Annotated in this window: 13 protein-coding genes; 11 read left to right on the forward strand and 2 right to left on the reverse strand. The window is 62.2% G+C overall.

What is annotated here, in order from left to right; genetic code table 11:
* Positions 1-85: 85 nt before the first annotated feature.
* Both ntrC and glnL read right to left on the reverse strand, forming a co-directional pair.
* The gene (ntrC, locus tag BLL38_RS05670) at positions 86-1,522 is read right to left on the reverse strand and encodes a nitrogen regulation protein NR(I) (RefSeq protein WP_076961661.1); all 1,437 of its coding nucleotides are present in this window, start codon (positions 1,520-1,522) and stop codon (positions 86-88) included.
* Positions 1,519-2,604: a nitrogen regulation protein NR(II) gene (gene glnL, locus BLL38_RS05675; protein WP_076961662.1), complete on the reverse strand. Its 1,086-nt coding sequence runs from the start codon at positions 2,602-2,604 to the stop codon at positions 1,519-1,521. The genes ntrC and glnL overlap by 4 nt, the downstream gene beginning before the upstream one ends.
* 422 nt (positions 2,605-3,026) lie before the next feature.
* Here glnL and BLL38_RS05680 point away from each other — a divergent pair, with 422 nt between their 5' ends.
* From BLL38_RS05680 to BLL38_RS05730, 11 genes are all read left to right on the forward strand, one after another.
* Entirely contained in the window at positions 3,027-4,193 is a 1,167-nt protein-coding gene (locus tag BLL38_RS05680; RefSeq protein ID WP_076961663.1) for an efflux RND transporter periplasmic adaptor subunit, read from the forward strand.
* The gene (locus BLL38_RS05685; RefSeq protein WP_076961664.1) at positions 4,190-7,366 is read left to right on the forward strand and encodes an efflux RND transporter permease subunit; all 3,177 of its coding nucleotides are present in this window, start codon (positions 4,190-4,192) and stop codon (positions 7,364-7,366) included. Before BLL38_RS05680 ends, BLL38_RS05685 begins: the two co-directional genes overlap by 4 nt.
* A complete protein-coding gene (locus BLL38_RS05690; RefSeq protein ID WP_076961665.1) occupies positions 7,363-8,856 on the forward strand; it encodes an efflux transporter outer membrane subunit in 1,494 nt (497 codons plus the stop codon). The genes BLL38_RS05685 and BLL38_RS05690 overlap by 4 nt, the downstream gene beginning before the upstream one ends.
* A 59-nt stretch (positions 8,857-8,915) precedes the next feature.
* On the forward strand, positions 8,916-11,471 hold the full coding sequence (locus tag BLL38_RS05695; RefSeq protein WP_076961666.1) for a heavy metal translocating P-type ATPase: 2,556 nt from the start codon (positions 8,916-8,918) through the stop codon (positions 11,469-11,471).
* A gap of 63 nt (positions 11,472-11,534) precedes the next feature.
* Entirely contained in the window at positions 11,535-12,554 is a 1,020-nt protein-coding gene (locus BLL38_RS05700) for a 2Fe-2S iron-sulfur cluster-binding protein (protein WP_076961667.1), read from the forward strand.
* A gap of 1 nt (position 12,555) precedes the next feature.
* Positions 12,556-12,804, forward strand: a complete 249-nt coding sequence (locus BLL38_RS05705) for a hypothetical protein (RefSeq protein WP_076961668.1) — start codon at positions 12,556-12,558, stop codon at positions 12,802-12,804.
* Between the two features lie 90 nt (positions 12,805-12,894).
* Positions 12,895-13,089: a heavy-metal-associated domain-containing protein gene (locus BLL38_RS05710; protein ID WP_076961669.1), complete on the forward strand. Its 195-nt coding sequence runs from the start codon at positions 12,895-12,897 to the stop codon at positions 13,087-13,089.
* A gap of 512 nt (positions 13,090-13,601) precedes the next feature.
* On the forward strand, positions 13,602-14,570 hold the full coding sequence (locus BLL38_RS05715) for an HOASN domain-containing protein (RefSeq protein ID WP_076961783.1): 969 nt from the start codon (positions 13,602-13,604) through the stop codon (positions 14,568-14,570).
* A gap of 41 nt (positions 14,571-14,611) precedes the next feature.
* Positions 14,612-15,589: an HOASN domain-containing protein gene (locus BLL38_RS05720; protein ID WP_076961670.1), complete on the forward strand. Its 978-nt coding sequence runs from the start codon at positions 14,612-14,614 to the stop codon at positions 15,587-15,589.
* Between the two features lie 30 nt (positions 15,590-15,619).
* Complete coding sequence (gene purB, locus BLL38_RS05725) at positions 15,620-17,053, forward strand: adenylosuccinate lyase (RefSeq protein WP_076961671.1); 1,434 nt, start codon at positions 15,620-15,622, stop codon at positions 17,051-17,053.
* A complete protein-coding gene (locus BLL38_RS05730) occupies positions 17,053-18,504 on the forward strand; it encodes a class-II fumarase/aspartase family protein (RefSeq protein ID WP_076961672.1) in 1,452 nt (483 codons plus the stop codon). The genes purB and BLL38_RS05730 overlap by 1 nt, the downstream gene beginning before the upstream one ends.
* Positions 18,505-18,515 lie beyond the last annotated feature (11 nt).

Consider the following 18,515-nt stretch of genomic DNA (forward strand, 5'->3'; position numbering starts at 1 on the left):
GGCTGACCCAGCGCCATCGCAGGCAAGCCAGCTCCCACACAAGCCCGCTCCCACAGGGGATCTTTACTGGCCTGGAGGGCTGTGTTCAGCCCTCTTCACCCTCGTCATCATCCCCACCATCGACCTTCATCCCCAACTCCTTGATCTTGCGGGTCAAGGTATTGCGGCCCCAGCCCAGCAGCACGGCGGCATCACGCCGCCGGCCAGCGGTGTGTTTGAGGGCGGTCTCGATCATGATCCGCTCAAAGGTCGGCACGGCGCTGTCCAAGAGGTTGGACTGGCCACGGGCCAGGGCCTGGTCGGCCCATTGGCGCAAGGCCTGTTCCCAGTTGGTCACCGGCGCCGAATCCTGCGGCAGGTTCAACAGCTCCGGCGGCAAGTCGCTGATATGCACTTCGCGCCCGGACGCCATCACCGTGATCCAGCGGCAGGTGTTCTCCAGCTGGCGCACGTTGCCCGGCCACGGCAGGTTCTTCAGGTATTCCTCGGTCTCGGTCTTCAGCAGCTTGGGTTCCACCGCCAGCTCCTGGGCGGCGCGGCTGAGGAAGTGGCGGGCCAGGGTCGGGATATCTTCGCGACGGTCCGACATGCGCGGGATATGGATACGGATCACATTCAGGCGGTGGAACAAGTCCTCGCGAAACTTGCCGGCGTGTACCAGGGTTTCCAGGTTCTGGTGGGTCGCGGCAATGATGCGTACATCGACCTTGACCGGCGTATGGCCGCCGACACGATAGAACTCACCGTCGGCCAGCACCCGCAACAGCCGGGTCTGGGTGTCGGCCGGCATGTCGCCGATTTCATCGAGAAACAGCGTGCCGCCATCGGCCTGTTCAAACCGGCCGCGGCGCAGGTTGGCCGCGCCGGTAAACGCGCCTTTCTCATGGCCGAACAGCTCGGATTCCATCAAGTCCTTGGGAATCGCCGCCATGTTCAACGCGATGAACGGCGAGGCGGCCCGTGGGCTGTGGCGGTGCAGGGCATGGGCCACCAGCTCTTTGCCGGTCCCGGACTCACCGTTGATCAGCACGGTGATGTTGGAGTGGCTCAGGCGCCCGATGGCGCGAAACACTTCCTGCATCGCCGGTGCTTCACCGATGATCTCCGGGGTGCGGGTCAGGGTCGGCGCCACGGCCTGGCCTTGCTGTTCCTGGGCGTGCTGGTTGGCGCGCTTGACCAGCGCTACCGCCTCATCGACGTCGAACGGCTTGGGCAGGTATTCAAAGGCGCCGCCCTGATAGGACGCGACAGCACTGTCCAGGTCCGAGTGCGCGGTCATGATGATCACCGGCAAGCGCGGGTGCTGCTCGCGGATCCGCGCCAGCAAATCCAGGCCACTGGCGCCGGGCATGCGGATATCGGAGATGATCACGTCGGGCTGCTGGCGCGCCAGGCGGCTCATCACCCCGTCGGCGCTGTCGAAGCTCTGGGTGGTCATGCCCTCCTGTTGCAAGGCTTTCTCCAGGACCCAGCGGATGGAACGGTCGTCATCGACGATCCACACAGTTTCACTACGGCTCATGTCGATGGGGCTCCTTGTTCCAGTGGCAGAAAGATCGAAAAAGTCGTGTGGCCGGGATGGCTGTCACATTCGATCAGGCCCTGGTGCTGGCTGATGATGTTCTGGGTAATGGCCAGGCCCAGCCCGGTACCGTCCGGGCGGCCACTGACCATCGGGAAGAAAATGGTTTCTTGCAGTTCGGCCGGGATGCCCGGGCCGTTGTCGATGATCTCGACCTTGGTCACCAGACGATGGCGCACATGGCCGATAGTGAACTGGCGCAAGGCGCGGGTGCGCAGGCTGATGCGGCCCAGGCGCAGCTCGTTCTGGCTGCTGATGGCCTGCATGGCGTTGCGCACGATATTGAGCACCGCCTGGATCATCTGCTCACGGTCGATCAACACGTCGGGAATACTCGGGTCATAGTCGCGCACCAGGGTGATGCAACCCTGGCTTTCGGCCTCCACCAACTGGCAGACACGCTCCAGCACCTCGTGCACGTTGGTCAGCGCCAGCGATGGCAGCTTGTTGGAGCCCAGCATGCGGTCCACCAGGTTGCGCAGGCGGTCGGCTTCTTCGATGATGACGTTGGTGTAGTCCTTGAGGTGCTCATCCGGCAGCTCGCGGGCCAGCAACTGCGCGGCGCCGCGAATCCCGCCCAACGGGTTCTTGATCTCATGGGCCAGGCCGCGCACCAGCATCTTGCTGGTTTCCTGCTTGGACAGCTGCGCCTCTTCCTTGGTGATGCGCAGCAGGCGGTCGCGGGGGTGCACCTCCAGCAACAGCAACGTGGTGCCGTGGCTCAGGATCGGGGTGACCGCGTAGTCGACAGTCAGCGTCTGGCCGGTAAGGGCGGTGAGCATTGCTTCGCGCTTGGTGAACGGGTGGGCCTGCTCCACGGCCTGGCGCAAGGAACTCAAGGCCTCGGCGGACTCGGTGAACAGCTCGCTGATAAATTGCCCATGGCTGCGCTGGCCGCTGATGGCCAGGAGCATTTCCGCCGCAGGGTTCATGTACTCAAGGCGCAGTTCGCCGTTGAGCAGGATGGTCGCGGTGGTCAGGTTGTCGAGTAGCAAGCGGTGCAGTGCGTCGCTGATGGTCATTAGGACCTCTTTTGGAGCAAGGCGCGGGCTTGAGGCTCACGCTGATACCAGGAAAATGCAAAAAACAAACCAAGGCTCCGAAAAGAAGCGTAAAAGCCCTGAAATGGGGGCTTTAGGCGCGAAATTATGGCGCTCTGCCAGCCTGCACGGGAGATTTCGACCCAAAATGGGTTGGTAACGGGGCGTTTGTGCAACCTATTGCACCAATATAGTGCGAATCCAGCACTTTGTTCAGCCTCCCTGCATTGGCAGCAGGCCGGCGGTTCAAACAGGGGGCTGGCCTGTGCCTGCGATAGGGCCCCGGCCATCCGTGAAGCGCGAAAAAAAAGGTTGACCTTCCTGACGTGTCAAGCCCGATAACCGCTGCGAAAGCTGTTTCATCTCAGCGAACCCAAGTCGAATCCAGCCCAGGAAGGCACACGATGAAGCTCACTCACATAACCCTGATCTCTGCGGCGATAGGTGTCGCGCTCACGCTGGCTGGCTGCAAGGAGACAGTGCCCTCCGCCGGGCCGCCACAACCCCCCAGTGTCCCGGTTGCACAGGTGATCGTTCGCCCGGTGACGCCATTTGTCGAGTTCACCGGTTCACTCACCGCCATCGAGCGGGTCGAACTACGTCCGCGCGTCGCCGGCTATATTCAGGACGTCAGCGTGCCGGAAGGGCGCCTGGTGGAGAAAGGCAGCCGGCTGTTTCTCATTGACCCGCGGGTATTCCAGGCGGCGGTGAATGTGGCCACGGCGCGCCTGCGGGAGGCTGAGGCCGCCTCATTGCTGGCCCAGGCGGAACATGTCCGGGCTGAACAGTTGTTCGTCAAAAAAGTCGTCGCCCGCGATCGCCTGGACACGGCGATTGCCTCGCGTAATGCAGGCAAGGCCCAAGTGGACGCCGCCAAGGCGGCGCTGGAGGCGGCGCAACTGGACCTGAGCTTCACCCGCGTCACCGCACCGATCAGTGGCCGTGTTGGGCATGCGCAAGTCACTGAGGGCAACTATGTCACCAGTGGCGTGACGCCCCTGACCACGATCGTCTCGGTCGACCCGCTGCATGTGTATTTCGATGTCGACGAACGCACCTACCTGAGCGCCCTTGCCCCCGGGCGAGCCAAGGCAACGGCCAAGGCCTCGCAGGCGCCGAAGGTCATGGTGGCGCTACTGAGCGACAAGACCTATTCACGCGCCAGCCGCCTCGACTTCCTGTCCAACACGGCCGATCGTGGGACAGGCACGGTGCGGGTCCGCGCGATTGTCGACAACCCGGATGGCCAACTGACGCCGGGGCTTTTTGCCAAGGTCAAGCTGGACACCGGCGCCGCGCAGAATCAGGTGCTGGTGTCCGATCAGTCAATTGGCACCGACCAGGGCAGCCGCTATGTACTGGTGGTCGGCGACGGCGACAAGACCCAATACCGGCCCGTGGAACTGGGGCCGATGGTCGATGGCTTGCGTGTCATCAAGCAAGGCCTGCAAGCCGGGGAGCGCATTGTCGTCAAGGGGCTGGTCCGCCCGGATATGCAGATCACGCCGAAGCTGGCCGAAATTGATGGCACGCCGATCGATCTGTCGCAAACCGTGGGAGTCACGCCATGACTTTTCCACGTTTCTTCATTGATCGCCCGATCTTTGCCATCGTCCTCTCGGTATTGATGATGATCGCGGGCGCAGTGGCCTTCTTCCACTTGCCACTGAGTGAATACCCGGCCGTGACGCCCCCCACGGTGCAAGTGACCGCCGCCTATCCGGGCGCCAACCCCAAGGTCATCGCGGAAACCGTCGCGGCGCCCCTTGAGCAGGCGATCACCGGGGTGGAGGGCATGCTGTACATGTCGTCGCAATCGGCAACCGATGGCCGGATGATCCTCACCGTCACCTTTGCCCAGGGGGTCAACGCCGACATGGCCCAGGTCCAGGTGCAGAACCGGGTCTCGCGGGTGCTGTCGCGGTTGCCCGAAGAGGTGCAGCGCCAGGGCGTGGTGACGCAGAAGACCTCGCCGGACATCTTGATGGTGGTTCATCTGCTGTCGCCCGACAAACGCTACGACCCCCTGTACATCTCGAACTATGCCTACCTCCAGGTTCGCGACGAACTGTCCCGTATCCAGGGGGTCAGCGATGTGCTGGTGTGGGGCGCCGGCGAGTACAGCATGCGCCTGTGGCTCGACCCGAACCTGATTGCCGCACGCGGGCTGACCGCTGGCGATGTGATTGCCGCCGTACGCGAACAGAACGTACAGGTGGCGGCCGGCTCGGTTGGCCAGGCGCCTGATTCCACTGCGGCATTCCAGATCACCGTGAACACCCTTGGGCGCTTGAGCGACGAAGAGCAGTTCGGTGACATCATCATCCGCACCGGTCAAAACGGCCAGGTGACACGCCTGCGCGATGTGGCACGCATCGAGATGGGCGGCGATGCCTACGCACTGCGCAGTTTGCTCGATGGCGAACCGGCGGTGGCACTGCAGATCATTCAGAGCCCGGGGGCGAATGCGCTGGATGTTTCCCAGGCGGTGCGCGAAACCATACAGCGGCTTGAAGGCAACTTCCCGGCAGGGCTCACCTCGCGCATTGCCTATGACCCGACGGTGTTTGTCCGCGCCTCGCTGGAGACGGTGGCGACCACGTTGCTGGAAGCGATCCTGCTGGTGGTCATCGTGGTCGTGGTGTTCCTGCGCAACTGGCGGGCTTCGCTGATCCCGTTGATGGCCGTGCCGGTATCACTGGTCGGTACTTTTGCCGTCATGCACCTGATGGGGTTTTCCCTCAACACCTTGTCATTGTTTGGCCTGGTACTGTCCATCGGTATCGTCGTCGACGATGCGATCGTGGTGGTCGAGAACGTCGAGCGCCATATCGAAAATGGCGAGCCTCCCACCCAGGCCGCCAGGCGTGCCATGGATGAGGTGACCGGGCCGATCGTTGCGATTACCTCAGTGCTCGCGGCGGTGTTTATCCCGACCGCGTTCCTGAGTGGCTTGCAGGGCGAGTTTTATCGCCAGTTCGCGCTGACCATCGCCATTTCGACCATTCTCTCGGCGGTCAACTCGCTGACCCTGAGCCCGGCACTCGCCGGCATGCTGTTGCGTCCACGTCAGGCTCAGGTCGCCCGCGACCCGCATAGCCTTGCAGGGCGCGCGGTGCGTGTGTTGCAAGTACTGGGGCGGCCCTTCCAGGGTGTTCCGGGGGCTTATGGCGACATCGTGCGCAAGGTCGTGCGGGTCCGTGGGGTGGCACTGCTGGCGTACGTGGGGCTGCTGGGGCTGACGTTCTTCGGTTTCCAGGCGGTTCCGCCGGGCTTTGTGCCGATGCAGGACAAGTATTATCTGGTCGGCATCGCCCAGTTGCCGAACGGGGCATCGCTGGATCGCACCGAGGACGTGGTCAAGCAAATGTCCAGGATCGCGCTGGCGGAACCTGGCGTTGAAAGCGTCGTTGCCTTCCCCGGGCTGTCGATCAATGGCTTTGTCAACGTGCCGAACGCGGCGGTCATTTTCGTCATGCTCGACCCGTTCAAGGACCGTGCGACGCCTGACCTCGGGGCGACCGCCATTGCCGGGCGCCTGCAGGCGCAATTTGCCACAATCCCCGACGGCTTTCTCGGCGTGTTCCCGCCACCGCCGGTGCCTGGCCTGGGGGCTACCGGTGGTTTCAAAATGCAGGTCGAAGACCGTGGTGGCGCCGGGCTTGAAGCCCTGGTCCAGCAGACCCAGATCCTGATGATGAAAGCCACCGAGACCGGCCAGCTGGCGGGGCTGATGACCAGCTTCGACATCAATGCGCCGCAGCTCGATGTGGTCATTGACCGGACCCAGGCCAAAAGCCAGGGGGTGAAGCTGGCGGATGTGTTCGAGTCGCTGCAGGTCTACCTGGGCTCGCTCTACATCAACGACTTCAACCGCTTTGGCCGCACCTACAAGGTGACCGCACAAGCCGATGCCGACCATCGCATGCAGGCCGAGGCCATCGGCCGCTTGCAGGTTCGCAACGAGGCGGGGGCGATGTTGCCGCTGTCTTCGTTTGTCACGGTTTCGCCGAGTTCCGGCCCGGACCGGGTGATCCGCTACAACGGCTACCCCTCGGCCGACATCACCGGCGGCGCGATGCCCGGCGTCAGTTCGGGGCAAGCGGTTGCGGTCATGGAGCGTCTGGCCAAGGAGGTGCTGCCAGAAGGGATGAGCGTTGAATGGACCGACCTGACCTACCAGCAAAAACTGGCCGGTGATAGCGCGCTGTTTATTTTCCCGCTGTGTGTGCTGCTCGCCTACCTGATCCTCGCGGCGCAGTACAACAGCTGGCTGCTGCCGCTGGCGGTGCTGCTGATCGTGCCGATGTGTCTGTTGAGCGCAATCATCGGTGTGTGGCTGGTGGATGGCGACAACAACGTCTTCGTCCAGATTGGCCTGGTTGTGCTGGTCGGCCTGGCGGCGAAGAACGCCATTCTTATTGTCGAGTTTGCCCGAACGCTGGAAGCCCAGGGATCCAGCACGCTGGAAGCGGTGGTCGAGGCCTGCCGGTTGCGGTTGCGGCCAATCCTGATGACCTCGCTGGCCTTTATCGCCGGGGTCGTGCCGCTGGTGCTGGCCAGCGGCGCCGGGGCCGAAATGCGCCAGGCCATGGGCGTCGCGGTGTTTGCCGGGATGCTCGGGGTGACCGTGTTCGGCTTGCTCCTGACACCGGTTTTCTATGTGGTGATCCGCGGCCTGACGGTTCGTTTCGAGCAGTACAGAGCCAAATCGCAGCCGCGCCTGGAGGAGAGTACGTCATGAGAAGCCCCTTTCAGAACCTGCTGATGCCGCTCGGCGCGGCCTTGCTGCTGGGCGGTTGCGCGGCGGTAGGGCCCGACTATTCTGCGCCTTCGGCGACGGCGCACTATCCCGTCAGTTTCGGCGAGACCTCCGCGGGGCTCGGCCCGGGGAATGTGGAGGTGCAGTGGTGGCGCGCCTTTGATGAGCCGGCGCTGGTGACCTTGATTCAGCGCGCACTCGCCGCCAACCATGACATTGCCATCGCCGCCATGCGCCTCGAAGAAGCCAAGGCCATTTTGCGCGAGAACCGCCAGAGCTTCCTGCCGAGCGGCGGGCCAGCCATGGGTTATGAGAGCTTCAAGCGGAGCGACGCTGAAACCCCCGCTGGGCAGGATCGGCATATCGAAACCTATCGCGCGTCAGTCGATGCCGCGTGGGAAATCGACCTGTTTGGCCGTGTGCGGCGCTCCGTGGAAGCGGCGCAGGCACAAGCGGGGTCGCGCGAGGCGTTGCTGCGTGAAGTGCAGGCCAGTGTCGCGGCGGCGGTGGCACAGACCTGGTTCGAGCTGCGCGGTCTTGAAGTCGAGCTGGCAGTGGTTGACGACATCAGTCAAAACCAGCGCGAAAGCCTGCATATGGTCGAGCGCCTTGTCAGCGCAGGCTCCGCCCACGAGTTCAACCGGCTGCGTGCCGAGGCGTTATTGCGCAATGTCGAGGCCACCGCGCCGGACCTGGAGCGCCGCCGTGCCGCCGCCAACAACGCCTTGGCGGTACTGCTCGGCGAGTCGCCGCAGACATTCCGCTTGCCGGCTGCCCCGCCAGAGGCGCAAACCCTGGTCATTCACACCATCGGGGTCGGGGACCCCGCCGGGCTCCTTTCGCGACGCGCCGATATTGCCGCAGCCGAACGCAACCTTGCGGCAGCGACGGCCCAGATCGGCGTGGAGACCGCCGGTCTGTATCCCGAGGTTCATGTACGCGGTTCGCTCGGGCTGGTGGCCGGCAGCCTCGATGGGTTGAACGACTCTGGAGCGCCCTCGAACTTCATTGGCCCGGTGATTCGCTGGTCGCTGCTCGATCGCGGGCGGGTGCGCGCGCGGATTGCCGCCAGCGAGGCCCGCAGCCAGCAAGCGTTGCTGCTCTACGACCAGACGCTATTGCGCGCCCTGCAAGAAACCGACGATGCCTTCAAAGGCTATGGCGCGGCGGGCAAAATCCTGGAGCTGCGGCTGCTTGAGTCAGCGGCAAATCGCGAGGCCGCGCGTCTTGCGCGGGAGCGTTTTTCGGAAGGCGAGGGCTTTTACCTGGATGTGCTGGAGGCCGAACGGTCCGACTTCACCAGCCGGCGTGCGCTGGTGGTCGCCCGCACCAATCAGCGCCTGGCGGTTGTCAGCATCTACAAGGCACTGGGGGGCGGCTGGGAGGTTTGTGCGCGTGGGGATCAGGACTGTAGCGGCGCGGGTGGCGGTGAAAACCTGTCTTTTGTGGAAAAAATCAGCACCAGGCCTTGACCTTCCCCTCTTGGGAAGCTTCAAGCTTTTCGTCAATAGCACATTAGAGGGGTAATCCAATGGCTTCTGTTGCGGTTCAACCAGGTTCCAAATCACCCATGGCCTCCAGTCGCCTGAGTCTGCCGGTCGAGGGCATGACCTGCGCCTCCTGCGTCGGTCGGGTCGAGCGTGCCTTGAAAGCAGTGCCCGGCATCGACTCCGCTGCGGTCAACCTTGCCACCGAGCGCGCCGATATCACCTTCAGCGGCCAGGCGGATCCGCAGGCGGCGGTCAGTGCCATTGAGCGCGCGGGGTATGCGGTTCGCGAGGAGACCCTTGAACTGGCAATCGAGGGCATGACCTGCGCCTCGTGCGTTGGCCGTGTCGAGAAGGCGCTGAAAAAAGTTGCGGGGGTGCTCGAAGCCAACGTCAACCTGGCCACCGAGCGCGCTCGCGTGCGCTACCTGGCTGGAATGGTCGCGGCCGCCGACCTGGAAGCGGCGGTCAAACAGGCTGGCTACAGCGCTCGCCGTTTGTCTTCTGAAACACCGGGGGCAGACGATCCAGACAGTGACCGCCGTGAGCGCGAAGCCCGTGGATTGCGCTGGTCCTTGCTGATTGCGGCGCTCCTCACCTTGCCGGTGTTCATCCTGGAGATGGGCTCGCACCTGATCCCCGGGATGCACCATTGGGTGATGGAAAACATCGGCCAGCAGACCAACTGGTACATCCAGTTTGGGCTCGCCACCCTGGTTCTGTTCGGCCCGGGGCTGCGTTTCTTCCACAAGGGCGTGCCCGCGTTGTTGCGTGGCGCTCCCGACATGAACTCGCTGGTCTCGGTCGGCACGGCGGCCGCCTATGGCTATTCGGTGGTCGCCACCTTCGTTCCCAAAGTGCTGCCGCCAGGCACCGCCAACGTGTATTTCGAGGCGGCGGTGGTCATCGTGACCCTGATCCTGCTGGGGCGTACCCTGGAGGCCCGGGCCAAGGGCAAGACCTCGCAAGCCATCAAGCGTCTGGTCGGGCTGCAAGCCAAGACTGCGCGTGTCGAACGCGATGGCAAGACCCTCGAAGTTGCCCTCGATGAGGTCACCACTGGCGATATCGTCTTTGTGCGTCCGGGCGAGAAGGTGCCGGTCGATGGCGAAGTCATCGAGGGCTCTTCCTACGTTGACGAGAGCATGATCAGTGGCGAACCGGTGCCCGTGTCCAAAGGGGTCGGCAGCGAAGTGGTCGGCGGTACGATCAACAAGACCGGCGCATTCAGCTTCCGCGTCACCAAGATCGGCGCCAATACCGTGTTGGCCCAGATCATCCGCCTGGTGGAGGAGGCACAAGGCTCCAAGCTGCCGATCCAGGCACTGGTCGACAAGGTGACCATGTGGTTCGTGCCGGCGGTGATGGTCGCGGCCACGCTGACCTTTCTGGCCTGGCTGGTATTCGGCCCGGAGCCGGCGCTGACTTTTGCCCTGGTCAACGCCGTGGCGGTGCTGATTATTGCTTGCCCCTGCGCCATGGGCCTGGCCACACCGACCTCGATTATGGTCGGTACCGGACGGGCCGCCGAGCTCGGCGTGCTGTTTCGCAAGGGCGAAGCCTTGCAAGCGCTGCGCGATGTGACCGTGGTTGCGGTCGACAAGACCGGCACCCTGACCAAAGGCCGCCCGGAACTGACCGACCTGATCACCGCCGAGGGCTTTGAATACGACGAAGTGCTGGCCCTGGTGGCCGCGGTCGAGACCCGCTCCGAACATCCGATTGCCGAAGCTATTGTGGCGGCGGCAGAGCAGCGCGAGCTCAAGGTCGCTCCGGTTGAGCGCTTCGACGCCACACCCGGCTTCGGTGTCTCTGCCACTGTGACGGGCCGTACCGTCGCGGTTGGCGCGGATCGCTTCATGACCCAGCTCGGTCTTGATGTGTCGAGTTTCCTGCCCACGGCCAAGCGCCTCGGTGAGCAGGGCAAGAGTCCGCTCTATGCGGCGATCGACGGCCGGCTGGCCGCGGTGATTGCGGTCGCCGACCCGATCAAGGAGTCGACGCCCGAAGCCATCAAGGCGCTGCACGCGCTGGGACTCAAGGTTGCGATGATTACCGGCGACAACGCGGCCACCGCCGCCGCGATTGCCAAACAGCTGGGCATCGATGAAGTGGCTGCTGAAGTCCTGCCCGACGGCAAGGTGGCGGCCCTGAAGAAATTCCGCAGTGAGGGCGCCCGGGTCGCGTTCGTCGGTGACGGCATCAACGACGCCCCGGCCCTGGCCGAAGCCGACGTTGGGCTGGCCATCGGTACGGGGACTGATGTGGCAATTGAAGCGGCCGACGTGGTGCTGATGTCGGGCGACCTGCGCGGCGTGCCGAATGCCATCGCCCTGAGCCAAGCGACCATTCGTAATATCAAGCAGAACCTGTTCTGGGCCTTTGCCTACAACGCGTTGTTGATCCCGGTCGCGGCCGGGGTGCTGTACCCGGTGAACGGCAGCTTGCTGTCGCCGATTTTCGCCGCAGCGGCGATGGCGCTTTCCAGTGTCTTCGTGCTTGGCAACGCATTGCGCCTCAAGCGCCTGCAGGTTCCGCTGTCGGTTGACTCGCGCCCTGAGGCCGCCGTCAGCAGCCCTGTGGCCGTACCGGCGAATTAATCCTTGATCATTGACCCCGGCCTGCGGGCCGGTTGATCCCGCCCCCCTGAGAAGAGCGTCCTGATGAAACAGATCGAAATACGCCAGGCCGCACGGACCATCGCTGTGCCAGAAGGCATGACGATACTGCAAGCGGCCCTCGCCAACAGTATCGCTTACCCCCATGGCTGCCGGTCCGGGCGCTGTGGCTCATGCAAGTCACGGCTGATCAGTGGCGAAGTGGAGCTGCTGAAACACAGCGGCTTCGCGCTCTCGGACGAGGAGAAAAGCCAGGGGCTGATCCTTGCCTGCTGCGCCCTCCCGCGCACCGATGCGATCCTGGCCTGGGTGGGTGGCGACGAACAGCTCCCGGCCCACCCCCGTCGCCAGCTCGATTGCCGGGTTAAAGCCATCGACAATGCGACCCACGATATCAAGCGGCTCCAGCTCGATATCGGTGAGGCCGAGCCGCTGGTATTTACTGCCGGCCAATATGCGCGGCTGACGTTTCCGGGTGCACCTGCTCGCGATTACTCGATGGCGAACGGGCCTGGTGAGCGAGTGCTGGAGTTTCACATTCGACGGGTGCCGGACGGTGCCACCACCGAGCACGTTCATCAACGCTTGAAACCCGGCGACCCGGTCGTGCTCGAAGGGCCGTTCGGTTCTGCCTGTCTGCGCGAGCAGCACGCCGGGCCGATCTTGTGTATCGCCGGTGGCTCGGGCCTTGCGCCTATCAAGGCGATCGTCGAGACGGCCGTTGCCCAGGGAATGAAGCAACCGATCCACGTTTATTTTGGGGCGCGCAGCGAGCGTGACCTCTATCTGGTCGAGCATTTCCAGGGGCTGACGCAACGCTACGCAAACCTGAGGTTTATTCCTGTGCTCTCGCAGGCCTCGGTCACGGGGCACTGGCGTACCGGTTACGTCACCGATGCGATTGCCCACGACCTAACATATCTCGATGGCTGGAAAGCCTATGTGGCAGGGCCGCCCTTGATGGTCGAGGCGGCTATGCAGATCACCCGGGCCCGCGAGCTGCGTGCCGAGGACCTGCATGCCGATGTGTTCTTTACGCCGACAGAAAAACTTGAGGAGACATGAGGTGAACAAGTTAGTTGCTGCTTTGATAGTTGCCAATATTGCACTGGGTTCCACGGCAGTCATGGCAACAGGAGGCAACCCGTATAACAATGGTCATTATGAATTGATGAATAAAGACACTACGCCAATGCTGGTCTGGCGTAATGGGAAGTTGGTCAAGAACCCTGAATACGCAATCGAGCGTAGCAACGCCCAGGAGTCGCGTCAGAACGTCCCCCCTACCAGTGACGGCTCCAAGCAAGATGAATAAAAGAGTGGTTTTTTTTCATTTGAAAGTATTTGACCTTGCCACACAGGGAAGGACTATATTTTTAACGTCGTTAATAATCAGGAGGTCCAGATGTATAGTTTCAATGTTCCCAACATGACATGCGGCGGCTGCGCCAGGGCAGTCACCAGTGCCCTGAAAAGTGTTGATCCAGATGCCCAGATAAAAACCGACCCGCCCACCCGCGAAGTCCAGATCGAAAGCTCGCGGGACAGGAGCGTTTTTGTGCAAGTGCTCAGCGAGGCCGGCTATCCCGAAAAACCGTAACCCCCAACATTAACGCCACTGCAAGCGCGTCCGGGCCCGGATCCACCGCATGTGTGCGTGTTTTTCCTGATTGCGGCTGAGCGCGAAAAAAATTGTATTAATTGCTTGACCTTTCCACCGTGGGAAGCTTTAGGCTCATCCTAACAACAATAAGAGGATAGTCCGATGCGTTCCGTTACTTTACAAAATCGCTGTAACTCCGCCCCCTATTCCGCTGTTCTGTTTATCCACTCGGATCGACCGAATAAAGGTGTATCTGCGTCCCCTATATTGAACTTACGCCACACTTATTAGTGTGCACTAACGTTCATATAACCACGGTTCAACTCACTGCTTCGCTCGCCAGAGTGGCGTTCGCGTAGGCAGGCATCATGCTCATGATCAGGGATATAGCCGTAGCCTTGAATATGAAGTCATGGTGAAAGGGAATGTGTGTGTCGCTAATGGAGCTCTACATGGATAAGTTAAGCGAAAATCGCAATACCGTTGTCTCAGAAAATACCTTGGGCAAAATGCACACCGCTGTGCCGGATGTGCCGGCGCTGTTGGCCGAAGCCTTGAAGCCAGGCGCCAGCTACTCGCGGGTTGCACAGGCACTTGAAGCCCTTCTTGAACTGACTGCCAATGGATTGGCCGGAGACGCAACTGCCTACGCGCAATACCAGGCATTGCTGCTCGAACTGCACGTTCCGGGTGAGGCTAGCACCGAGCCAACCCGTCGCTGGATGGCGAGCCAGGTGTACCTGATCGAAGACGAATTTGCCCCCCCGTTACCCGACTTTGAAGTGGTCTCGGTGGACGAATTCCGTAAAAAGATCGATGCCGAAATCGAAGCACGCAGCCGTGTGAACCACCCGATGTCGGTTCACCTGTTCCAGGGCACGCCGCCGCATGAAGACGTGCGCTTCTTCCTTGAGCACCACTGGACCCGTTCCTACAACTTCTACAGCCTCCTGGCCGAGCTCGCGTTCCGCTTTGAAGCGATTGAAGATGCCTCTGTGTTCTACCGCAACCTGTATGGCGAAGCGGGTGCAGAAACCCCGGATCGTTCGCATCCGGCATTGCTCTCCCATCTTATGACGCATTTCAACATTCCTCTGCGCATCGATTTTCCTGCGCTGCACCCCTTGGAAAAGGCTTACCTCAACAACCGCATTCGTTGTGTGCGCCACACCGACGTGGCCTGGGGCCTGGCCTTGCTCTACGCGGTCGAGTCGGTCAGTTGCGTCAACCATCGACGTATCTACGAGATGTTGCAGCGCCTGGGTGTTCCAGAAGAGCCCAGCGAGTTTCATCGCCTTCACGGTACTCAGGATGAGATCGATACCGAAGAGATGTGGGCACTGATTGCCAAGTTCGCGCCGAGCCCCGCGTTCCAGCACTCGTTCATGCAGGCACTGGCACGCCACTTTGAAATCAACAAGGCGTACTTCGACATGCTGTGGCAACAAATGCAGGCGCAATCGAGCCACAAAGCCTGAGCCAATGCGGTGCACGTAGAACGAGATAAGGAGCACACAGGATGAATTTTTCTTTGCAGCAACTTCAGCAACTTGATACCCGCGAAGCACGTATTGTCGTCGACGCGCTCGGCCCCGATGCAACGCCTGGCCAAATCGAAACCGCGGCCAGCATGCTTACCGTTTTGACCGAGACCGCCCTTAAGGGCAATGCTTCGGCCCAGGCCGAGTATCAGCAACTGCTTTATATCCTCTCGCTGAGCGATGACGTGGCAACCGCGCTGACCCGGCGCTGGCTGGCCAATGCGGTCTACCGCGTAGAAGAGCGCTTCATGCCTTCTACCGATCTGACGTCGCCGCTGTCCGAAGAGGCGTTCGAGCAACGGCTCAAGCAAGAGATTGCCGCGCAATCGCGGGAAAACCACCCAATGTCCCAGTATGTGTTCGCAGGCTCTGCCTCCCGCGCACAACTGCAGGTCTTCTTGCGCCACCAGTGGTTTCGCACATTCCGCCTGTACCGGGATGCGGCAGACCTGCTGGTGAACCTGACCGATGTCGACGAGGCGGCAGCGCTCGCCCGCTACCTGTACGGAGAGTTGGGCGAAGAAGACGAGCGGGCGTCACACCCGCGCTTGCTGGCCAGGCTGCTCAACGCCATTGGCCTGGAGGCTGACTTCGAGGCGATCTCGACGATGCCCGAAGAAATCGCCTACCTCAATAACCGCGCCCGCAGCTTCCGTAATCCAGATGCTGGCTGGGGCCTGGCGGTGTTCTACATCACTGAGCTGGTCGTCCCCGGCAACCACGAGAAGCTCTATCACGCGCTGCTCCAGGCCGGGCTCAGTGAAGAGGCGGCTGAGTACTACAAGATTCACATCAGCCTCGTCCCGCCTCGCGCCAAGCGTGAATGGCAACTGATCGCGCGACGCATCCCCGACGTGGCGTTCCAGAATGCCTTCCTGACCTCATTGTCGCAGCACTTCCGTGTGGAACGGGCGTATTACGACGCGGTCTGGAAGCAACTGCAAAGCCTTCAGTGACCGTCCCCGGGACCTAGCGAGCAAGCAGACATGCCGAGTCACATAACAGAATCCCGTATCCACGGGGGCGCTTACTCGTCCCCGGAATTTGCCGCGATCTTCTCTGATAGCAATCAGGTGCAGACGTGGCTTGATGTCGAGCAAGCCTTGGCGGCAACCCAGGCCGAGATGGGCATCATTCCCCATGAGGCCGCGCGGGAGATCGCCCGCGTGGCCAAGGTGGAACTGTTCGATCTGCAGGCCCTGGGCCAGGAAAGCATGGAGACAGGACATATCCTGGTGCCTACCATCCGGGCACTGGCCAAGGCCTGTAGCGCCCACTGGGGGGAATACGTGCACTACGGCGTGACCACCCAGGACATCCTTGATACAGGGCTCATCCTGCAGATCAAGGACGCCTGGGGTCACACCCTGAGCCGGCTGCATTCGATCCGTGAGCATTTGCGCGTCCTGGCGTTGCGTTACCAGCACACGCCGATGGTTGCGCGAACCCATGGCCAGCAGGCGCTGCCCACGACGTTCGGCTACAAGGTGGCGGTCTGGCTCGATGAAATCGACCGTCATCTGGAGCGTTTTGACGAGGCCCAGGCGCGGGTACTGGTGGGCAACCTGACCGGGGCGGTGGGCACCATGGCCGCGTTCGGTGCGCAGGGTTTTGAGATTCAGCGGCGCACGCTGGCCAGGCTCGGGTTGGCGGCACCGCTGACCAGTTGGCACAGCGCACGAGACCGGGTGCTGGAGGCTGCATGGCTCCTGGTCCAGACCTCGATGACCCTGGGCAGGGTGGCGAATGAAATCTATCACCTGCAACGCACCGAGATAGACGAAGTGCGCGAGCACAGCCGAGCGGGGCAGGTTGGCAGCAGCACCATGCCGCACAAACAAAACCCGTCGACGGTCGATCTGATCAGCGCTCTGTCGCGGCTGGTCCGGGCGCAGATGGTGGCGCTGACCGACGCCGCGTTTCAGTTGCACGAACGGGATGGTACGACCTGGCGCATCGAGTGGGCGGCGTTGCCCGAACTGTTCATTTATGCCGGTGCCCTGCTCACCCGCATGGATGGCGTGCTGGCGGCAGGGCTCGATGTCCGGGAGGAGCGCATGCGTTCCAACCTTGACCTGCTGGGCGGCCTGATTCTGTCGGAGCGGGTGATGCTCGCCCTGGCGGCGCAGTTTGGCAAACAGACGGCCCATGAGCTGGTGCATGAGGTGTCCCTGGATTCACGGCGAAGCGGGATTTCGTTTCGTGACGCCTTGCTCAAGCACAAACGTTTGCAGGGCTGTTTCACCCCGCAGGCGCTCGAAGATCTGCTCAACCCCGCCACCTATACCGGGCTGGCGGCGGACATGGTCGAGCAGGTCGCTCGCAAGCCGCTGTCCACCCCTTTACATGGAGCTGGTGAAGGGGCGATCTCAACTCAAGGAACTCTCAGTCAGTCTCAGTACGTGATGGAGGATATGTGATGGATTCACAAACGCTGGAAATGGTCGGGCGTTCGTCGTGCACCGTACATTCGGACAACCTCGGCACCGATCAGGCCGAATCGGCGTGCCGGCACGAGCATAGCCACATTCTCGATTCGCAAACCCATGGAGGAGGGTATGCCGGCCCCGTCAGCCGGAGAATTTTCTGCAGCCACTGCCGCCTGCAGCGCTGGCTCGACGTGGAGGCCGCGCTGGCGATGGCGCAGGCGGATGTCGGCATCATCCCGCAACAGGCCGCGCTCGAAATTGAGAAGGCGGCACGGCTCTCGACCGTCAACTTGCTCCAGATCGCCGAGGGCGTGGCCAGTACGGGCCACTCGCTGATGCCGCTGCTCAGTGCCTTGCAGCAAAACTGTAGCCCGAGTGCCCGTGAATACGTGCACTTCGGCGCCACCACCCAGGACATCCAGGACACCGCCCAGTCCCTGGAAATGCGTGATGTGCTGGACGCCATGGAGGGTTCGCTCGAAGGGCTGTTGCTCAAGCTGACCACGTTGGCGAACGAGCAGCGCAATGCCCTTATGGTCGCCAGAACCCACTCGATTCCGGCCTTGCCCACTACGTTCGGGCTGAAAGTGGCGGGCTGGATCGACGAACTCATGCGCCATCGCGAGCGCCTGGGGGAAGCCCGCAAGCGGGTTCTGGTGGTGCAGCTGTTTGGTGGCGTCGGCACGATGGCGGCGTTTGGCACTGAGGCCATGCCCATGCTTGAGCGCTTTGCGCAGCGGCTGTCGTTGGATGCACCCCTGGCCGGTTGGCATGTGTCCCGTGACCGCGTGGCGGAATTCGTCAGCACCCTGGCGATGGTCACCGCGTCGCTGGCGCGGATTGCGGATGAGATCCGCACCCTGAACCGCTGGGAGATCGGCGAGCTTGAGGTGGGCTGGAGCGCGCAGCAGATCGGCAGCAGTACCATGCCGCACAAGCGCAACCCTGAAGGCTGCGAACAGGTGGTCGTGCTCGCGCGTTTGGCCAAGGTCCAGGTCATGCTCGCTCTGGATGCAATGATTTTGGAGCACGAGCGCGACTATCGCGGCACGCGCCTTGAGTGGTGCGCGGTTGCGGATGTCTCCCACTATGCGCTGATGGCGATCTCGCTGCTGACCGACACGATCATTGGCCTGACCGTCAACGACAAAACCATGGAACGCACGGCAAACGCCTTCAGCGAGGCCATTTGCACCGAGGCATTCGTGTTTGAAATGGCGAAAAAACTGGGCAAGAGCAGCGCCTACGCAATCATCTTTGAGATCACCCAGGCGAGCCAGCGCAACCGGGTGTCGATGCGTGAGGCCATTGAGTCCGATCCGCGGGTCAGTGCGGTCATGGGGGAGGAAACCCTGGCAAAGCTGTTTGAGCCTAGAAGTCATCTGGGCATGGCTGAAAAAATCGTCGACAACGTGCTGGGCAAGGCTGCCGGGCATTACTGAGTCACCCACCG

Origin of the sequence: Pseudomonas gessardii (genome assembly GCF_001983165.1) — a bacterium.
Classification (GTDB): Bacteria; Pseudomonadota; Gammaproteobacteria; order Pseudomonadales; family Pseudomonadaceae; genus Aquipseudomonas; species Aquipseudomonas gessardii.